10 protein-coding genes and 2 pseudogenes are annotated in these 17,131 nt (G+C 45.0%); 6 read left to right on the forward strand and 6 right to left on the reverse strand.

What is annotated here, in order from left to right; genetic code table 11:
* Window positions 1–767: 767 nt before the first annotated feature.
* The 3 genes and pseudogenes from A7975_RS35690 to A7975_RS26640 all read left to right on the forward strand — a co-directional run.
* Window positions 768–1,025 (forward strand): annotated as a pseudogene (locus A7975_RS35690) (flagellin); the annotation flags it as partial.
* Between the two features lie 75 nt (window positions 1,026–1,100).
* Window positions 1,101–1,469 (forward strand): DUF8042 domain-containing protein, encoded by a 369-nt coding sequence (locus A7975_RS26635; protein ID WP_053373474.1) that lies wholly within the window; start codon window positions 1,101–1,103, stop codon window positions 1,467–1,469.
* Window positions 1,470–1,760: 291 nt separating this feature from the next.
* On the forward strand, window positions 1,761–2,402 hold the full coding sequence (locus A7975_RS26640) for an FMN-dependent NADH-azoreductase (RefSeq protein ID WP_065387129.1): 642 nt from the start codon (window positions 1,761–1,763) through the stop codon (window positions 2,400–2,402).
* A gap of 157 nt (window positions 2,403–2,559) precedes the next feature.
* On the opposite strand, the pseudogene A7975_RS35130 reads toward A7975_RS26640, so the two are convergent.
* From A7975_RS35130 to A7975_RS26660, 5 genes and pseudogenes are all read right to left on the reverse strand, one after another.
* Window positions 2,560–2,753: pseudogene (locus A7975_RS35130) on the reverse strand (IS5/IS1182 family transposase); the annotation flags it as partial.
* Between the two features lie 237 nt (window positions 2,754–2,990).
* Window positions 2,991–5,780 carry an Ig-like domain-containing protein gene (locus A7975_RS26645; RefSeq protein ID WP_065387130.1) on the reverse strand — a complete coding sequence of 930 codons (2,790 nt, stop codon included), beginning with the start codon at window positions 5,778–5,780 and terminating at the stop codon, window positions 2,991–2,993.
* 129 nt (window positions 5,781–5,909) lie between these two features.
* Window positions 5,910–7,049 carry a response regulator gene (locus A7975_RS26650; RefSeq protein WP_065387131.1) on the reverse strand — a complete coding sequence of 380 codons (1,140 nt, stop codon included), beginning with the start codon at window positions 7,047–7,049 and terminating at the stop codon, window positions 5,910–5,912.
* The gene (locus A7975_RS26655) at window positions 7,046–8,845 is read right to left on the reverse strand and encodes a sensor histidine kinase (RefSeq protein ID WP_065387132.1); all 1,800 of its coding nucleotides are present in this window, start codon (window positions 8,843–8,845) and stop codon (window positions 7,046–7,048) included. The genes A7975_RS26650 and A7975_RS26655 overlap by 4 nt, the downstream gene beginning before the upstream one ends.
* Before the next feature lie 198 nt (window positions 8,846–9,043).
* Window positions 9,044–9,583, reverse strand: a complete 540-nt coding sequence (locus A7975_RS26660; protein WP_053373469.1) for an NADPH-dependent FMN reductase — start codon at window positions 9,581–9,583, stop codon at window positions 9,044–9,046.
* Between the two features lie 363 nt (window positions 9,584–9,946).
* Here A7975_RS26660 and A7975_RS26665 point away from each other — a divergent pair, with 363 nt between their 5' ends.
* Window positions 9,947–10,348: a RidA family protein gene (locus A7975_RS26665; protein WP_065387133.1), complete on the forward strand. Its 402-nt coding sequence runs from the start codon at window positions 9,947–9,949 to the stop codon at window positions 10,346–10,348.
* Window positions 10,349–10,414: 66 nt separating this feature from the next.
* On the opposite strand, the gene A7975_RS26670 is transcribed toward A7975_RS26665, so the two are convergent.
* Window positions 10,415–14,818 carry an AAA family ATPase gene (locus A7975_RS26670; RefSeq protein ID WP_065387134.1) on the reverse strand — a complete coding sequence of 1,468 codons (4,404 nt, stop codon included), beginning with the start codon at window positions 14,816–14,818 and terminating at the stop codon, window positions 10,415–10,417.
* Between the two features lie 350 nt (window positions 14,819–15,168).
* On the opposite strand from A7975_RS26670, the gene A7975_RS26675 reads away from it, so the two are divergent.
* Together A7975_RS26675 and A7975_RS26680 are read left to right on the forward strand one after the other, a co-directional pair.
* Entirely contained in the window at window positions 15,169–15,993 is an 825-nt protein-coding gene (locus A7975_RS26675; RefSeq protein WP_065387135.1) for a MerR family transcriptional regulator, read from the forward strand.
* A 66-nt stretch (window positions 15,994–16,059) separates the two neighbouring features.
* On the forward strand, window positions 16,060–17,082 hold the full coding sequence (locus tag A7975_RS26680; protein ID WP_065387136.1) for a serine hydrolase domain-containing protein: 1,023 nt from the start codon (window positions 16,060–16,062) through the stop codon (window positions 17,080–17,082).
* Window positions 17,083–17,131: the final 49 nt, after the last annotated feature.

The following is a 17,131-nucleotide window of genomic DNA, read 5'->3' on the forward strand; positions in this document are numbered from 1 at the left end:
CCGGTACTAAAATCGGCACGGATACGGTTGTTAATGAGCTTCAGCTTGCCAGCAGCCCGAATGCGCTGACGAACCTGTCCTTCGGCGGGTCAGGCGCGCTTATCGACCTCAGCACAGCTGCCCTTCAAGGAAAGGCAGCAGGCGCTAACTACGATGTAACCTTCAATGTTAAAACGGCAGCCGGTTATACGGCAGAGCTTCAAAAGGCGGATGGAACGGCGGTAGACGGAGCGAAATACTCCTTGAGCGCGACAGCAGCCGATAACACTACCATTGATCTAGGGCGCGATGTCGTATTAACGTATGATGGCGCTGACCTATCCGGCAGCGGAGATATTTATTTCGGCGTTAATGCGAACGTGACGGAATTTAAGTTCGAGCTGACCAATGATGGCGGCACAACTACCTACGATACGAAAACAGGCAAAGCCGGGGATACGATCGCGTTTAATAATGGCGTCTCGCTTACAACCAATGCGGCTACCCTTGCCAACTCCACTACGACTACCTTTAAGCTTGAGAACGATATTATCGATAACTCCTTGAGTATGCAAATCGGCTCCAACAGCGGTCAAACATTAGCCGTTGAGATCGCCGACATGCGCTCCCAGGCTCTTAAAGTAACGGGAGACACCGCCAGCTCAACCATTACAGCGTCAAACGGCAAAGTGGCTACTTTAACAGCCAAGGCTTCCGTAACAAACAATACTGCCAAAGAATTCTCGCTGGATGTCACTACGGCCGCAAACGCCTCAGCAGCCATTTCCGTCCTTGATGACGCGATCGGCGCCGTATCCACGGCGCGCTCTAAGCTTGGGGCTTACCAAAACAGACTAGAGCACACGATCAATAACCTGGGCACTTCTGCTGAGAACCTGACTGCTGCTGAATCCCGTATTCGCGACGTAGATATGGCAAAGGAAATGATGGAGTTCACGAAGAACAACATCTTATCTCAAGCCGCTCAAGCGATGCTGGCACAGGCCAACCAGCAGCCGCAAGGCGTACTTCAATTACTTCGTTAATCGCAGCAGCAAGCAAGGAAACTCTAGGCTCTCTAGAGTTTCCTTTTTTCTACAATGAATAAGGGAGGGCCTATTATGGACAAACATCTCGATACGCTGAACCGAACGATCGAGTTGGCAGAGACCTGCCTTGAGGGAATTGAACATATGAAGAAAAGGCTAAATGAGGGCTACATCGAGGATACGATTACATTGTTCAAAGGAATCGTTGAAGCTTATTATCATATGGAAATATTACTCCAGGCTCTGTCAGCCGTGCTGCCTGCCAATCAGTTGAAGGAACTGACTCTGGCGCTGCGTCATGCTTTGGAGCAGCTCACTTCAGCATATGAAAATAACGAATGGAACAGCATACAGGAAATCATTCGCTTCACGCTGCTGCCGGCCTATAAAAAGTGGAAGTCCGAAATTGCGCAAGCATTTTCATCCTATACATACTCTTGATTAATGCTTGAGACATGCTCGTCTCCTAACAAGCAAAAAGCCTGCCATATGGCAGGCTCAGACTGTAGAGAAACCCACGCTTTTTCCGAAGCGCAAGGTTTCTCTTTTTTGTTTTAAGACACGGCGTTAAGGGGTTTTCCCTAGATTTCCCTCTTTTTACTACCCTGCTACCAGTTGATCTATCATTTTCAAATAGTCATAAAATAATAACTCGTTTTATGTCACAAATTGAAGTCGCCAATTGTCTTATCAGTGTCCAAAAAAAATCACAATTAGAGGAGATTAACCAAAATGGCAACCGTATTGTATATTACAGCTCATCCGCATGATCACCAGAACTCTTATAGTTTAAGTGTTGGAAAAGAATTTATTAATGAATATCGAGAAGCTAATCCTAACGATGAAGTACTGCATCTTGATCTTTATCAAGTAGATATCCCGCAAATTGATGCAGATGTATTTAGCGGATGGGGAAAATTAAGCTCTGGCACTGATTTTAATCAGTTGAGCACAGAAGAAAAAGCGAAAGTAAGTCGACTTGGTGAACTGGTAGACCAATTTGTTGCTGCAGATAAATATGTATTTGTTAATCCAATGTGGAATTTTTCTTTCCCACCAGTTATGAAAGCATACATTGATTCTATATGCGTTGCAGGGAAAACCTTCAAATACGTTCAGGATGTAGGTCCAGTTGGGTTACTTGGTGATAAAAAGGCTGTGCATATTCAAGCAGCTGGTAACTTTTATTCGCAAGGGGCACCATTTGCAGACTTTGAAATAGGTCATCGTCACTTAACTATGATTATGAAGTTTTTTGGTGTTCCTTCATTCGAAGGTATCTTTATCGAAGGTGTCGCTGCAACGCCGGATCAAGCTCCGGCAATTAAAGAGAAAGCCATACAGCAAGCTCGTGAATTAGCTCGAAAGTTTTAAATAACAAGGACAAAGTGGAACATAACCCTATTGAAAAAGAGTCTTCTCAGAAATACTTTATGAAAAAGAGAAGGAGACCGGTAGTTGCCGGTCTTCAGACTGTAGAGAAACCCACGCTTTTCCGAAGCGTTGGGTTTCTCTTTTTGTTTTGAGACACGGGGTATAAACCTTGTGTGGAATGGAAACGACGATATGCGATCACACCAAAGATTTTACGCGTTTCAAGACCTTTACAGATAGGTGCTGTCAAATAACCTGAATCTAAAGCAACTGCTTCTACATGAAACCAAATTGTTCACTTTGACGTTCTAAGCGAGAGAGGTATGGCACAGAATCATGTACATTTTCTTGCGAAGCATATGATCGGCGGGCACTAAATCCTCAATAGAAACCAATTCAAAATGTTGTTGTTTATCGCGATTAGAACGCAGCATACCTAACACCTTCCGATCGAATGAGTTAATATAAATACTATATTAACGCGGTGTCGTATTAAATTAATTCAACATAAAATGAGCTGTCGAGACTTTCTCGACAGCCCAAGCCTGCCATATGGCAGGCTTTTTGTATGAAAGCATTTCGCGTTAATTATTTTATAGCTTCCAATAATGCTTTTAGATCCGCATTGGTTTGCAGCGTGTGTAAAACAATCGTTAACGCTTCAGCGCGAGATGATGGCTTGTTTGGCGCAAATTGTCCATCACCCGCTCCGTTAATAATCCCTGCCGCTGCTGCTTGCTTGATTTGATCTTTGTTCCACGCTCCATCAATATCTGTGAATGCAGGCGCTGAAGCTGTGTTTACAGCTTTAAGGTCAATGATTTTTGAAATAATGGAAATGATTTCAGCACGGCTGATTTCTTTGTTTGGCTTAAATGTGCCATCTTCGTACCCTGAGATAATGCCGCTTTCTATTAAAGCAGCAATTGATGCTGAAGCCCAGTGATCGGAAACGTCGCTTAGCTTATTTTTATCACCCATCGCAGAGAGGTCAAATACCTTTGCAATAATGGTAGCAAATTCGGCGCGGGTAATACTTGCGTTAGGATGGAAGGAGCCATCCTCATATCCGTTTACTATCCCCAATTTCACGAAAATATGAACGGTTGCCCCAGCCCAGTGGGAGTTTGTGTCTTTGAACTCGACATCCGTTGGGTTAGCTTTCGCTTCCTCTGCTTTCTTGTTTAAGCTGGATATCACTTTTTCCACTTGAATCACATTTTGATCAAATTTCACTTCAGGCGTTGCTGTCGGTTTTGGTTCTGGTGTTGCTTCAGGCTTTGTTGTCGGCGCTGGTGTTGGCGCTGGAGTAAGTGTCGGATTGCCATGATCGTCACCGCTGCCAGAGCTTACTTTAACCTCGACTGTTTTTGTTCCATAAACGGCACTGCCGTCAGCAGCCGTTGCTTTAACGGTAACCGTACCAGCTGAAACACCCGTCAATACACCGCTTTTGCTGATTGTTGCTGTGCCTGTTCCGTTTTCAATAGACCACTCGATTGATTTGTCCGTTGCATGAGCAGGAGCAACAGTCGCGTCTACGGTTAACGTCTGGCCAACCAGCACGCTGGAATTACCCGTCAGCGTAATCGAGGCAACAGGGATTTGGACAGCCGTAATCGTAAGAATCGTGCTGCCTACAACTCCGCTTTCATCGGCAGCTGTTGCTTGGACCGTTACTGTGCCTGGATTGCCCGCAGTAAGCTCGCCCGTTTCTTCATCAATAACAGCCGTACCTGTTCCATCTATTACGGACCAAGCGACCGCTTTGTTTGTTGCGTTGCTAGGAGCTGCCACAGCATTCATTTGAAGCTTCTTACCTGATTCGATTGTAGTAACTTCACCATCCGCCGTTACGGAAATCGTTTGAACAGGTATGGCAGGCTCATTAATTTCAATCGTTTTTGTTCCAAAAACGGCGCTGCCGTCAATAGCCGTTGCTATAACGGTAACCGTACCTGCTGAAGTGCCGGTCAATACACCGCTTGTACTGATTGTCGCTGTGCCTGTTCCGTCTTCAACAGACCACTCAATCGATTTGTCCGTTGCATGAGCAGGAGCAACGGTCGCGTCAATGGTTAACGTCTGGCCAACCAGCACGCTGGAATCCCCTGTTAGCGTAATCGAGGATACAGGGACTTGGGCAGCTGTTACCGTAACAATAGTGCTGCCAACGACTTCGCTTTCATCGGTAGCTGTTGCTTGGACCGTTACTGTACCTGAATTGCCCGCAGTAAGCTCTCCCGTTTCTTCATCAATAACAGCCGTACCCGTCCCATCAATAACAGACCAAGCAACCTCTTGGTTTGTTGCGTCGCTTGGAGCTACAACAGCATACATTTGAAGGGTCTTGCCTGATTCGATTGTAGAAACCTCATCTTCCGCTGTTACGGTTATGGTTTGAACAGGTATGATAGGTCCATGAATTTTAATCGTTTTTGTTCCATAAACGGTGTTGCCGTCAATAGCCGTAGCTTTAACGGTAACCGTACCTGCCGAAATACCCGTCAATACGCCGCTAGTGCTGATTGTCGCTGAGCCTGTTCCGTTCTCAACTGACCATTTCACCTTTTTGTAAGAGGCCTCTACTGGCAATATATCCGCGAGCATAGCCAAAGTATCGCCAATTAGCAAGGAAGAGGCATCCCCTACGCTGCCTACATTGATTGCTGCCACAGGTGTAGATTTTTTGTGAAAAGGATCATTCGTTATGAATTGAGAACCTGAATATAAAGAAAGAGGTGCATTATAAATTTCACTAATGTCGGATTTAATTTGGAAAGTGACCAATCCGTTAACGGTGTACCACGAGTAACCCTCGTCTACCGTATTCGTTCTCTTATAAAAATCGCCATTACTTAGGTCATTTGGATCTATGTTATAGAAGGTTAAAGCTGTATCTGCGGAATGTGCAAAAATTTCCGTTCGATCATCCACAAGCTCGCCATCGGTATCATAAACAGCAAAGGTTACGTTTATATACCCGGGTTGATTCGGAGCATTTTCCGGTGAATTATTTAACTTGACATAGCCTACAGGAAGCGTGGGTTTACTTGCCGAAATGCCACTGACAGTAACATAACCTCCACCGCCATAACTCATGTTTGGAACCCAGCTCACCACACCATCGCTTACGTATCCGCCTACAATGGGTTGCGTGCTATTCGTAGCAACGGTAACGTTGTTTTGATTCTGCAATAGGTTAGGTGCCTGAACGACATCGCCATTCGAATATCTGATGTATGCATGCTCTGTTTCACTTAACCTCTCCGAGTTAAAGTTAATGGTGACTTGGTTTGTATTGATCACACATCCGCTTAACAGACTCAGAATCAAAGCCGAAACTAAAAATAAATTGCGTGTTGAAAATCGTTTCATGCTAACTTATCTCTCCTTATATCCATAGTTAAATCCATTATATCCAAGCCCAATGACGGCAAAATGACAAACTTCGACAAAAGAAAAAAAGCCCCCATTATTTTAGGAGCCTTTCATATTTACCCATCCTTATTTATCCAGCCCAGACAGCAGGCTGAGATATAAATCAGCAGCCTCGCGGGAGGGTTTTATACCGATCTCTCTATGCATCGTATCTTCATATTGCCTATATTGCCGGATCAACGCTTCCTTGTTCTCTTGCAAAGCATAAGCTTTCATAAGCAGCATGAAGGATTGTTCGTCCAGTTCATTGCGCGACATGAGCTTCATTAACAGCCTAATGGCAGCATTTGTCTCGCCCTTATTTAACAAAGCTATACATAATCGCTGGGTAAAGGAGGTGTACAGCAACGAAAGACGCTCGATCTCGTTCCAAGCCCATGCAAAAGCGTGATCCCCAAATAAGTCCCCCGCGTACAGCTGCTCTAGCGCAATCGCCTCTTCCAGATTTGTCTCATCCACGACTGACATTTTTCTACAGCCTTCTTCAAAGCTTACAAGGTCTACACTCACCTCACTCAGGCTAAGAGCGTAGTGGTTGCTGTCAGAATGCAAATTCTCTCTCAGGCCAAATGGATCTAATACCTTCCGCAGCTGATAGACGGTCGTATTCAAGTAAACCTCAGCATTCTTTTGCGGCATGTCGCCAAACAGCTCTTCGATCAGCCTTGCTCTGGATATCAGCCTTCCTTTATGCATAAGCAAATAGCCAAACAGCTCCGCGCTTTTGCTTGATTTCCATTTCGCCCTTAATCCCTGCGTGCTTTGAATATCTATAACACCTAAGCAGTTGAACCTCATTTCATTTAGAGGCGCCGCCCGCTCCCCTTGCTGCAAGCTCTCTTTACGCTTCTCAGCAAACGCTCTTTGCAGCGTTTTTTGAAGTCTTTCCAGCACAACCGGCTTTACGATGTAGTCGAAGGCATACACATCAAAGGCAGGCAAAGCATATTCTTTGTGGGAGGTCAGGAACACGATCTTTATTTCCCTTCCTACCTCTCTTAACCGTTCGGCAAGCTCTAGCCCGGTCTCCCTCGGCATGCTAATATCCAGAAACACCAAGTCTACGTCATGATTCATCAGATAAAAAAATGCTGTTTCCGTCTCCGTGAAGCTGCCTGCAATTTCTACTTCCGCAGACGTCTTCGCCAGCATCCGTTTCATAATTAAATGCATCGCCTTCTCGTCATCAATAAGGATAACCTTCATCCTGCGCTCGCCTCCAAGCTGCTCAATTGTCTGAATGCATGTGCAGATGGCGTAGGAACGGAGAAGTAGAAGGTACTCCCTTGTTCCGAACTATCGAACCAAATGTCCCCACCATTTAAAAGAACAAATTCCCTGCATAAAGTAAGTCCCAAACCGACGCCCCGTTCTCCTGCTGTTCCTGTTGATGACACCGGATAACCTTCCTGTAACAGTGAGCTAGCTTGTTGCGGCGATATTCCGTCCCCAGAATCGCTTACAGAAATAATGAGTTTATCGGCATGATGTTCTGCTTTTAATCGGATCGTGCCCCCGATGTTGGTAAATTTAACGGCATTGGACAGCAAATTTCGGACGATCAAATCCAGCATTTCTTTGTCGGCTAACACAAACGTATCCTTCGGTATTTCCGATACCAATTGGATTTTCTTACTCTCGCAGCGAACCGCCAACAGCCGTATGCAGGCCTGTACGGTATGGTTTATGTCTCTCTCCACCGGGTTAAACACCATGCCATCGCGTTGGCTTCGGAACCATTCCAGCAAGCTCTCTACCAGTGCAAAAGTATTTTCAATTTGCTGTCCCATTTCATGGACGATTTCCTCATGCTCTCCGCCGTAGCCTTGCAGCTCGTCCTCCATGAGCTCCATCAAATTGATGAGCACCGCCAGCGGATCGCGAATATCATGAGCGACTACGTTAAACATTCGATCCTTGAACATATTCAGTTCGCTTAGCTGGCGGGCATTATCAAGCAGCCGCTCCTCTGAACGCACCATTTCCGTAACATCGCTTAACAAAAACATTTTGCCGGCAGGCTTCTGGTTCTTATCGCTAATCAAGGTCATATGCACATTATAATAGGGCTCATCCGCTTGACCCGAAATTTGAACCTTGCTGTTCAAAGAAGGCCCTTGCATGATTCTCTCCAGCAGCAATGGATATTGCAAAAAGACTTGAGCTGCCGGCAACCCGATCCATTTATTATTTATCCCTTTAATAACCTGCTTGCTGGATTGGTTAAAGCTAGTCAGCGTATTTTCCAAATCAAATACGATTACCGCATCCTGCATCGATGCAAACACCTTTTGCAGCGCTAAGGGCGCCAGTCTAAGCATGTTGAATTGATAAATACCCCACATGTAGAAGATGCCTGAGAAAATAAAACCAAATGGGGAGATATCAATTGGCATATAAATGACATTGCTTAAATAAATAAGCGTAAATCCAAAAGGCCCCCAGGATCCAATGATCATAAAAGCGATTTGTTTCTTCATGCGGGATGTCGCTTTTAGAAACATTTCAACCATTAAACCCATGCCTACCACAAAGAAGGAATAGGAATAGTAGACATGCAGCTTGTACAAAGGTCCTTTCTCCGTCGTTACCAGCGGAAAGCCCTCCGAGTAATTTAAAGTCATGCTTTTATAAAATAAATGATGCCAATCGTTCGTATAATGAGCTACAAAGGTAATGGAAGGAACAATCATCAGCAGCGCTACTACCCATTTTCGAACGAGCGCTTGCCTTCCCGTATATTGCAGCACCATAATAATCCATAGAATAGTGCCGAATGGGATGCCTAGATATTCAATTCGAAGCCAGAAGCGTATATGTTCTAAATCGGTGCTAACAATTTCAAAAGCGTATCCGAAAGTGTACAATGAACCCGTCAACATGCCTAGCCCATAACTAATCGCAATAGGCAGCTCTCTTCTTTTCCAAGAGAGATAGCACAGCATTAGCGAGCAGCAGGTAGCCGCCATCAGCAATGCTGATAAATATAAATTGTAGCTCATAGATGCTAGCCCCCGTGCTTTATGTACTCTCTCATTATGCTTCTCCTATGTTAGCAGATGAAGTTGCAAAAACATATATTGCCGAAGCGAAAAATGGCATAAAACACTATTTTTTATTATTAAAAATTCGAACCCCAAAAAAACCCTTTAGGCGACGTTCACCTAAAGGGCTTTTGGGCTTGCTATAGTCGGTTACGATTACCGCAACGATTTTAATGCGCCGCTCCAAGCGAGCACTTGGTCGAGCATGCCGTTCACATTGGTAAGATGCAGGTCCGCGGGCTTGAACACCGTTCCGTTCTCAAAATCAGTAAATAGCGACAAAGCCGGGTGTATGCGGACATCCGCTACAGACAGCTCTCCTAAGATTCCGCGCAAATGCTCTGCTGCGCGGGCGCCGCCAACGGAACCATAGCTCACGATGCCTGCTGCTTTATTGTTCCATGCATCACGCGCATAATCGAGCGCATTTTTTAATGCTGCAGAGATGCTATGGTTGTATTCCTGAACGATAAATACGAATCCGTCCAAGCTGCCTAGCTTAACGTTCCAAGCTGTCGCTTGCTCTGTAGCATCAGCCTCTCCCAATAGCGGAAGCTTGTAGTCCGCAATATCTACGATTTCATAATGCGCATCGTTACGTTTGTCAGCGACACTTTTCACCCATTCGCCTACTTGAGGACTTACACGGCCTTGACGAGTGCTTCCTAAAATAATCCCGATATTTAATTTTGACATCGTTATCCTCCTCATTCAACTTCAACCTTTAACATAATATCCATTTCATTTGAACAATATGTATAGGCTCGGCGAAGCATAATGCTCGGAAGGGTCCGCTTAGGTCCAGCTTTTATTATTGCTGGGTTAGTGTTATGATTTTGCTGTACGTTCGTTTACTTATAAAGAGTGAGGAGGGGTACCTAATGAAGAAAAGATCGATTAAATATTTATCTTGTGGCATTGGGTATTCTACTGCTGTTTTTTTCTAAAATGAATATAGACGGGATAGGTCTGTCCTATAGGCATGGGAATTTAAAAAAACAGTGAAAATATATAACCTATCGTTATGTATTTTCGATTTATAAGGAGACTTTACTGACGATGAACTTAAATAATCATGTAATTAAACGATATAATCCTTCAAACATAGCGAAGCCGGTTGGCAGCTATAGCCATGTAACAAAAATAAGCAGAGATGCTGAGATGTATGTTTTCTCTGGCCAAATTGGCATAGACCAAAACCAAAATATACCCGATGATTTTAACCAACAAGTTACGAATACAATGAACAATATCGTTGAAATCCTTTCATCCAAAAAGCTGACTCCCGATCATGTCATCAAAATCAACATTTGGGCTACGGAAGAAATCGACTGGGATCACTTTTACGCCATTTGGCATAACGTATTCGGTCCCACGCCTCCTTCCATGACCGTTGCATATATCACGGCATTAGGCTTGCCTGAATTAAAAATTGAGCTGGATGTTTGGGCTGCAGGTTAAAGACAGACCTCCCGCTACGCAAAACGAGCCCTAGAAGTCATTCTAGAGGCTCGTTTTGCGTTGCTATTAGTCCAGAAGGCGCAGTTCCCTTACTTTGGATATCGCTTGCACTCTTCGATTTACTTGCAGCTTGCCATAGATGTTGAAGGCGTGAATTTTGACGGTTCCTTCGGTTATTTCTAGCCGTAAGGCAATTTCCTTATTGGTCAAGCCGTCTGCCATTAGACGGATAATTTCCATTTCACGATTCGTAAGCGATTCGACCAAGGAAGGCGCTGCTTTCACGCTCGCGGTCTCAGCAGCTTCGCCGCCGACATGCATTTGTGATTGCCAGAGCTTCAAATAGGCCATTCTCGAAAACAGCATTTCGAGTACTTCCAAACGGTCCTTGCTAAAAGCATCGGATGTTAAATTATTTTCCAAATACAAGACGCCGAAACGATGATCAGGATAGCTAATGGGCAAGCATAAAATCGATTTGGGACGTTTCAGTCGGATATAAGGGTCCGCGGCAAATATACTGTGGCAAGCTTCGCCCAAAACGACCGACTCCCGCGTTCGCATCACGAATTGAACAACCGCTGTTGAATAATGATCGCTGTTATCGGCAGGCTCCGCTTGATCCCGATTTATATCTTTCTCAGCCTCTACCATCAATGTTCCCTCTCGTCCAAGCAGGATCAATCCTTTTTCGGCGCCGGCATTGCTGATCGCCAGATCAAGGAATTTCCATAGCAGGTCAGCCTCTGCTTTATCCTTGGATACGATTTTTGAAGCCTGCCGGAGCGTATCCATATCCAATTCCTTATCGAGTCCTCTATTTAGCCCGTTGTCGACGGCGACAATTTCCAGATCATCACCATAGATGGCTTCTGCCGCATCTGTTTCTATGAATGACAGCTTCTCAAGAATCGGGTGGATTTCCTGCATTCTTTTTATTTTACCTAACGCGCCCCACTTGAAATAAGCCCTGCAGGCATCCTGAAGGTAAGTTTCCGCAATTTTATGTTTATCCATAGAAAGGTAATAATGGGCCGCCCGTTCACTCGCAATCGCTTCATCCCGGGGCGATCCCGATTTTTGAGCCATTTGGATGGCCAGAACATAAAGCTTCTCTGCTTTCGCATGCTCCTGATCCAAACGCGCTATTTCCGCCTGCATCAGCCTATGCTTGGACAATGTGCTCTCTGGAACGACCTTTGTCCATTTTTTCATCCGGGCGAGCAATTTATTTAATACTTTGCGATAGCTGCGTCTGACTGAATCCGAAGCATGGGGGTAAATGGCTGTGATCGCTAAAGCATGATAGAAACTGTGCCTTTGATTAAACGACAGCACCGTACCCATCTCGAATTCCGCCGATTCCTCAGCAAGGGCTGCAACCTCAGAATAATGGCCAAACAGATAATATATCTCAAGCTTGCATGTGTAATAATAGTATCGATTTCCCTTGTACGTATTGTTCAACACTTCTTCTCGCAGCAGGCTTTCTTCTTGAAAATGTTCACAGTCAAACGTTAATTCAGTCTCCTGGGTGCTCTGCAAAAGATGTACATATTGCCTCGTTTGATAGATGACCCTTAAAGTCATGCGGTCCAGCGCGCGGATTGCTTGTTCTGCATGCTGATTACAGATATGGTTCAAATGCCTCAAATCTTCGCTGCCTGTAATCAATCGTGAAGATATGGCATAACCCGCGTAAATCATATCCCCGCCTTCCAAGCTTAACTGCTCCGATCTTTGAAAGTGTAGGCCCGCTTCTTGAGGTCGCAGAAATTGCAAAATCAGCCCCATAATAAAATGCATTTTTCCTTTTAATAAGACACTGTCTATTTTTTCTGAATGATTAAGGGCAATCTCGGCTAAGCGGAGTGCTGTCTTGTATCTTTTTAATCCGAAGCACACCGCAATGGCATAAGAGCCAAGCGCAATTGAAAAAGCTTCAGAATTGCCTTGCTTCAAAGACACTCTTACATATTTGGTGAACAATACAAGAGAGGATTCCTCGTTAATAATAAATAAAATGGACGATGATGCCATGACGATTTCCGCCAATGCTTTATGCAGCGGGTCGCGGCTTACAGGCAGTGCCTTTATAAGCCCCGGATTGCTCGCAAGCCAGAGCTGCGTGTACGTAATTTCAGCTGCTATGGTTAGGCGCGAAGGCTTGGCCGGAATATACAAACCAAACTCCTCCATCGCTTTTAAAGCTATCTCTCCCGCTTCATGCTCTCTCTTTCGATAAGCGTACATCATCAGCTGGATAATATAGACGCGGGCTCGGTCTGTTTGGCTCGAAGAATGCCGCAGCAGCTGCTCCAGAATGGATTCCGCCTGAGCAAAGTTTCCGCAAAAATACTCGCATTCCGTGCTTTCAAGCAAGAGATTGTAATACAGAGCATCTTGCCTGGACCATCCCTGAGCTTCAATGAGCTGCGCGCCTGTCTTTAAGAGCGCCAATGCTTGAACATACGCGGTAGAAGCCTTCGCCTTTTTGCCTGCTCTTAGGTTAAGGCGCGCCAATTGTTCCATTTCCGCCTGGTCAGCCATGAATGAGCTGCCTAAATTAAGATGATGCACGACCTCGAATAGATGATCGTCTGTTTCCTCCGTGCCAAAAAAACGAAGCATTAACCGGCCGATCCTCAAATGGACATTGTTTTTCTCTTCATCTGGTATGAGATCGTAAGCCGCCTTCTGCACCCGATCATGCAAGAAAATATAGCGCTCCTTCTCAATCAATAACAAGCCTTCGTTAAGCGCGGGCAGCAGGCTCTGCTCCGTATGCGCAGCGTCCCGTTCGTAGAGCATCGATAACGTCCGGATATCAAAGGTATTTCCGATGCAGCCCCCTAAACGAAGCAATTGGCGGGTTTCTTCCGGAAGCGTATTAAACCTGCCTACGATGAGGCTCATGACGTCCTTAAAGCCTTCCCGTTCTTTGATTGATTTAATGTGCCAATCCCATCTCGCATGCTTCGAATTGAAATAGAGCAGCTTCTCGTCAAAAATAAATTGCAGCAGCTGTTGTACATAAAAAGGATTGCCTGCTGTTTTCTGATAGATGATTTCCGCCAGCGGCTTGATCCTGCTTGCCTTGTCATGCAGCACATCCGCAACGTATTGAATGACATCCAAGTAACCGAGCGGATCGATTTTTATAAAATGAATGCCGGAGTCTTTCACCCGCAAGTTGTCAAAAAACATTTTAGCCAATAACTGTTCGTCATCGATTTCATTATTTCGATAAGTGCCGATTATTAAGAGATACTTATTGGACGGATCATTAATCAGAACCTGAAGTAAATCAATCGAGGCAGGATCTGCCCATTGCAAATCATCCAACGATATAACAACAGGATGCTTCTTATCCGCAAAAACCTTAATAAATTTGCTAAATAGGGTTTGAAACCGATGCGTCGATTCTGCTGGGGATGAGTCCTCTACAGGGGGTTGCTCGCCTATAATCAAGGTTAGCTCGGCAATCACCTCCGTTATAACCATTCCGCTTTGTCCAAGCGCTTTCAAAAGCTTCTTTCTCCACTCGGCAATCTGCTCCTCCGTCCCTGCCAGAATTTGCCGAATGAGTTCACGGAAAGCGGCGATAAGCGCTTCAAAGGGAATAGACTGATTCAGCTGATCAAACTTGCCGGTAATAAAATATCCCTTTTTGTGCCTAACGGATGTTTGAATTTCTTTGACTAACGCTGTTTTGCCGCTCCCAGCATGGCCTCCGATTAGGACAAGCTCCATGGAGCCCGAATAGGAGCTCTCGTAAGCGTCAAGCAGCTCCTGCAGCTCTTTTTCTCTGCCATAGAGCCTATTCGGCAGCCGAAAACGGCTTATTTCGTCTGATTCTCCTAAAGGAAAAGCTTCGTGAATGCTATCCGTCTTCAGCCGATCCGAGCACTTAAGCAGATCAGCATGCAGGCCGTAGGCCGTTTGATATCGATTCCCCGCTGTTTTAGACAGCAGCTTTAATACGAGATCGTTTATGATTTGAGGGACATTGGGGTTTAGTGTACGTGGAGGAGTGGGAAGCAAAGCCATGTGGGCGTGAATCCATTCGTTAGCGGTTCGCGCTTTAAAAGGAAGCTCACCCGTCAGCAGCTCATATAAAAGAACACCTAAAGCATACAAATCACTGCGTCCATCGATTTTTCGCTTCATGCGGCCCGTTTGTTCCGGTGAAATGTAGGCTAAAGCTTGAATGAGATCGTCTTGCGATAAAAAGGTTTGCCCATCGACAGGCATCATTTTGGATGGATGGATAAGCTGGAGCGTCAACCGACCGGATTGGAACCGAATGAGTATATTGTCGGGATTTATATTTTGCTGGATCAAACCTCTAAGATGCTGCTTTTGCAGCAGCTCTGCCAGTGCCAATGAAATAGAAATAAAAGCCTGAAAATCGATCCTGTTTTTTTTCATATAAGCGCTTAAAGTCGTCGTCCCGTTGTTGTTGTCCAAAGCTGCTAAGCCCCCATCTGACGGTCCCTTTAATAAAAAAACAAGGCACTCGGCGAGTACCTTAGCATGTCCGAATATTCAACCCTAATATAGCACCTGCTAGGAGGATTCACAATGGTATTTCACTGCCAATCCTATTCGCGCATCGCTGCATTTTTGGTAAGATTGTCCATATTGAATGGAAGCATCAACCGGGTTCTATTGATGCTGCATCGTAAGAGACGAGCGGGTTCGAGCCATTCTTTTGCAGTGGACTTTTCCCTTAGGGCAAGGTGTACAGTAGTAATGAGCAAAGGCTCGATACTTAAAGCATTTTGTCCGTATAAAATAGGAAGGATGGAGGTGAGCGCGTGCTATCAATTGGAGAATTCTCGAGGATATGCGAAGTATCTACCAAAACGCTTCGTTATTATGATGAGATAGGATTAATGACTCCTGATGAAATCAATCCCGAAAACGGCTATCGGTATTATTCCATCCGGCAGCTCAAAAAGATGCTCTTGATCAACCGTTTGAAGTCTTATCATTTTCCATTGGAAGAAATTAAAGCCTTCTTGGAATGGGAAGATGATCAATCCGAAGAGAAGCTTTGCTCTGCCCTTAATCGCAAGAGAAAGGAAATACAAGAAAAACGGAATGCTCTTGATTACACCCTAAAACAAATGAGCCATGATATTTTAGATTTAGAAAAAGGCATTTCCATTATGTCTTACCTAGACAATATCGAGGTGCAGCTTGTTGAAACCCCGCCAATGAATATCCTTTATATGCGTCAGGTGATGAGCAGCAATGACTATGCCGCGGGATATGGGAAGTATTTTAGCAGGCTGTATGAAAAGATTGCTTCTGAAAAACTCACCCTGCTTGGCGCGCCGATGACCATTTACCACAGCTCTGAGTACAACCCTGCAGGCAATGATACCGAGTTTGCCATTCCAATAGCAGAGCCTGTAAAAGGAACGAGGGATTTGCCTGGGCAGCTTTGTGCGAAGTCTGCGCTTAAGGATTCCTATTCTAAATTAACATCCGTATATGCTAAGCTGCGGGAATGGGTAGAAAATGAAGGCTATCAATTGGCGAAATCGCCCTATGAAGTCTATTTAACCGATCCCCATCAAGCCGCCTCTCCTGAGGATATCGTTACCGAGGTGTATTTTCCCATTAAGAAAAAATAGCAGCAGGAACTGACATTTTATTTACCGCTCGCTAATCAAAATAATGTCTTTCAGGAGGTAGCTGTCATGCAAAGAATTGAGTGGCCAACTACAGAGTGGCAAGCCGGAGACCCTGCTGCATTGCGTATGGACGCTGAAAAGCTTTCAGAGCTTGAGGGTATCATAAAAACCGATTACGGCAATATCAACGGGATTGTTGTTGTGAGAAATGGATATATGGCTTACGAAAAATATTATAATGGGTATGGCCCCGATGATACGCACCATGTGGCATCTGTAACGAAAAGCATCATATCTGCTCTCATTGGTATTGCCCTAGATGCGCAATATATAAATCATATAGACCAGAAGGTGCTCGATTTTTTCCCCGAATATGTCCCTGATGCTGCTGACAGACAGAAACAAGTAATCACCATACGCCATCTTCTCACTATGACAGCTCCCTATGCGTTTGAAGACTGGCACGAACCGCTGGACATCATGTGTATGCAGCCTGACTGGGTAAAGTATACGCTGGATTTGCTCGGACAAAAAGGAGAAATCGGAGCTTTTAAGTACTCCACCGCAGGGGCGCATCTGCTTTCAGCCATTATCACTCGCAGCACAGGAAAAAGTGCCCGTGAATTTGCCAATGAACGCTTATTTAAACCCATCGGCATGAAAGAAATCCCGGATTATGAGATGAAATCCTTTGGGTTTGATGATTTATTCGGGAAAGCTGTGAAAGGATGGGTCAACGACCCGAGCGGCAATTCCACAGGAGGATGGGGACTTACGCTAAATGCCCGTGATATGGCGCGTTTTGGTTTTCTATATCTGAACGGTGGCATTTGGGACCATGCTCCGATTATTTCGAAGACATGGATTGACGAATCTACGGCTATGAACCCAAATAAATACGGATATCTGTGGTGGCTAGGTGATGAAGATGGGACTTTTGCGTACTTAGCGCTTGGCGATAGCGGTAATGTCATTTGCTGCATTCCGGAAAAAAGCCTGGTCGTAGCCATTGCATCCGCATTCATGCTAAATCCGCGAGATAGGTGGACACTGATTAAGGAGCATATACTTCCGGCTTTAATAGACTAAGCGAAACGATTGCTTAATAATAGCAGCGGCAATCGACGAAAACCCCTTC

Source organism: Bacillus sp. FJAT-26390 (genome assembly GCF_001682865.1).
GTDB lineage: Bacteria > Bacillota > Bacilli > Paenibacillales > Paenibacillaceae > Pristimantibacillus.

Bases quoted from the DNA above. Each gene is read 5' to 3' on its own strand.
- A7975_RS26635 (WP_053373474.1), top strand. From the start codon at position 1,101: ATGGACAAACATCTCGATACGCTGAACCGAACGATCGAGTTGGCAGAG.
- A7975_RS26640 (WP_065387129.1), top strand. From the start codon at position 1,761: ATGGCAACCGTATTGTATATTACAGCTCATCCGCATGATCACCAGAAC.
- A7975_RS26645 (WP_065387130.1), bottom strand. From the start codon at position 5,780: ATGAAACGATTTTCAACACGCAATTTATTTTTAGTTTCGGCTTTGATT.
- A7975_RS26650 (WP_065387131.1), bottom strand. From the start codon at position 7,049: ATGAAGGTTATCCTTATTGATGACGAGAAGGCGATGCATTTAATTATG.
- A7975_RS26655 (WP_065387132.1), bottom strand. From the start codon at position 8,845: ATGAGCTACAATTTATATTTATCAGCATTGCTGATGGCGGCTACCTGC.
- A7975_RS26660 (WP_053373469.1), bottom strand. From the start codon at position 9,583: ATGTCAAAATTAAATATCGGGATTATTTTAGGAAGCACTCGTCAAGGC.
- A7975_RS26665 (WP_065387133.1), top strand. From the start codon at position 9,947: ATGAACTTAAATAATCATGTAATTAAACGATATAATCCTTCAAACATA.
- A7975_RS26680 (WP_065387136.1), top strand. From the start codon at position 16,060: ATGCAAAGAATTGAGTGGCCAACTACAGAGTGGCAAGCCGGAGACCCT.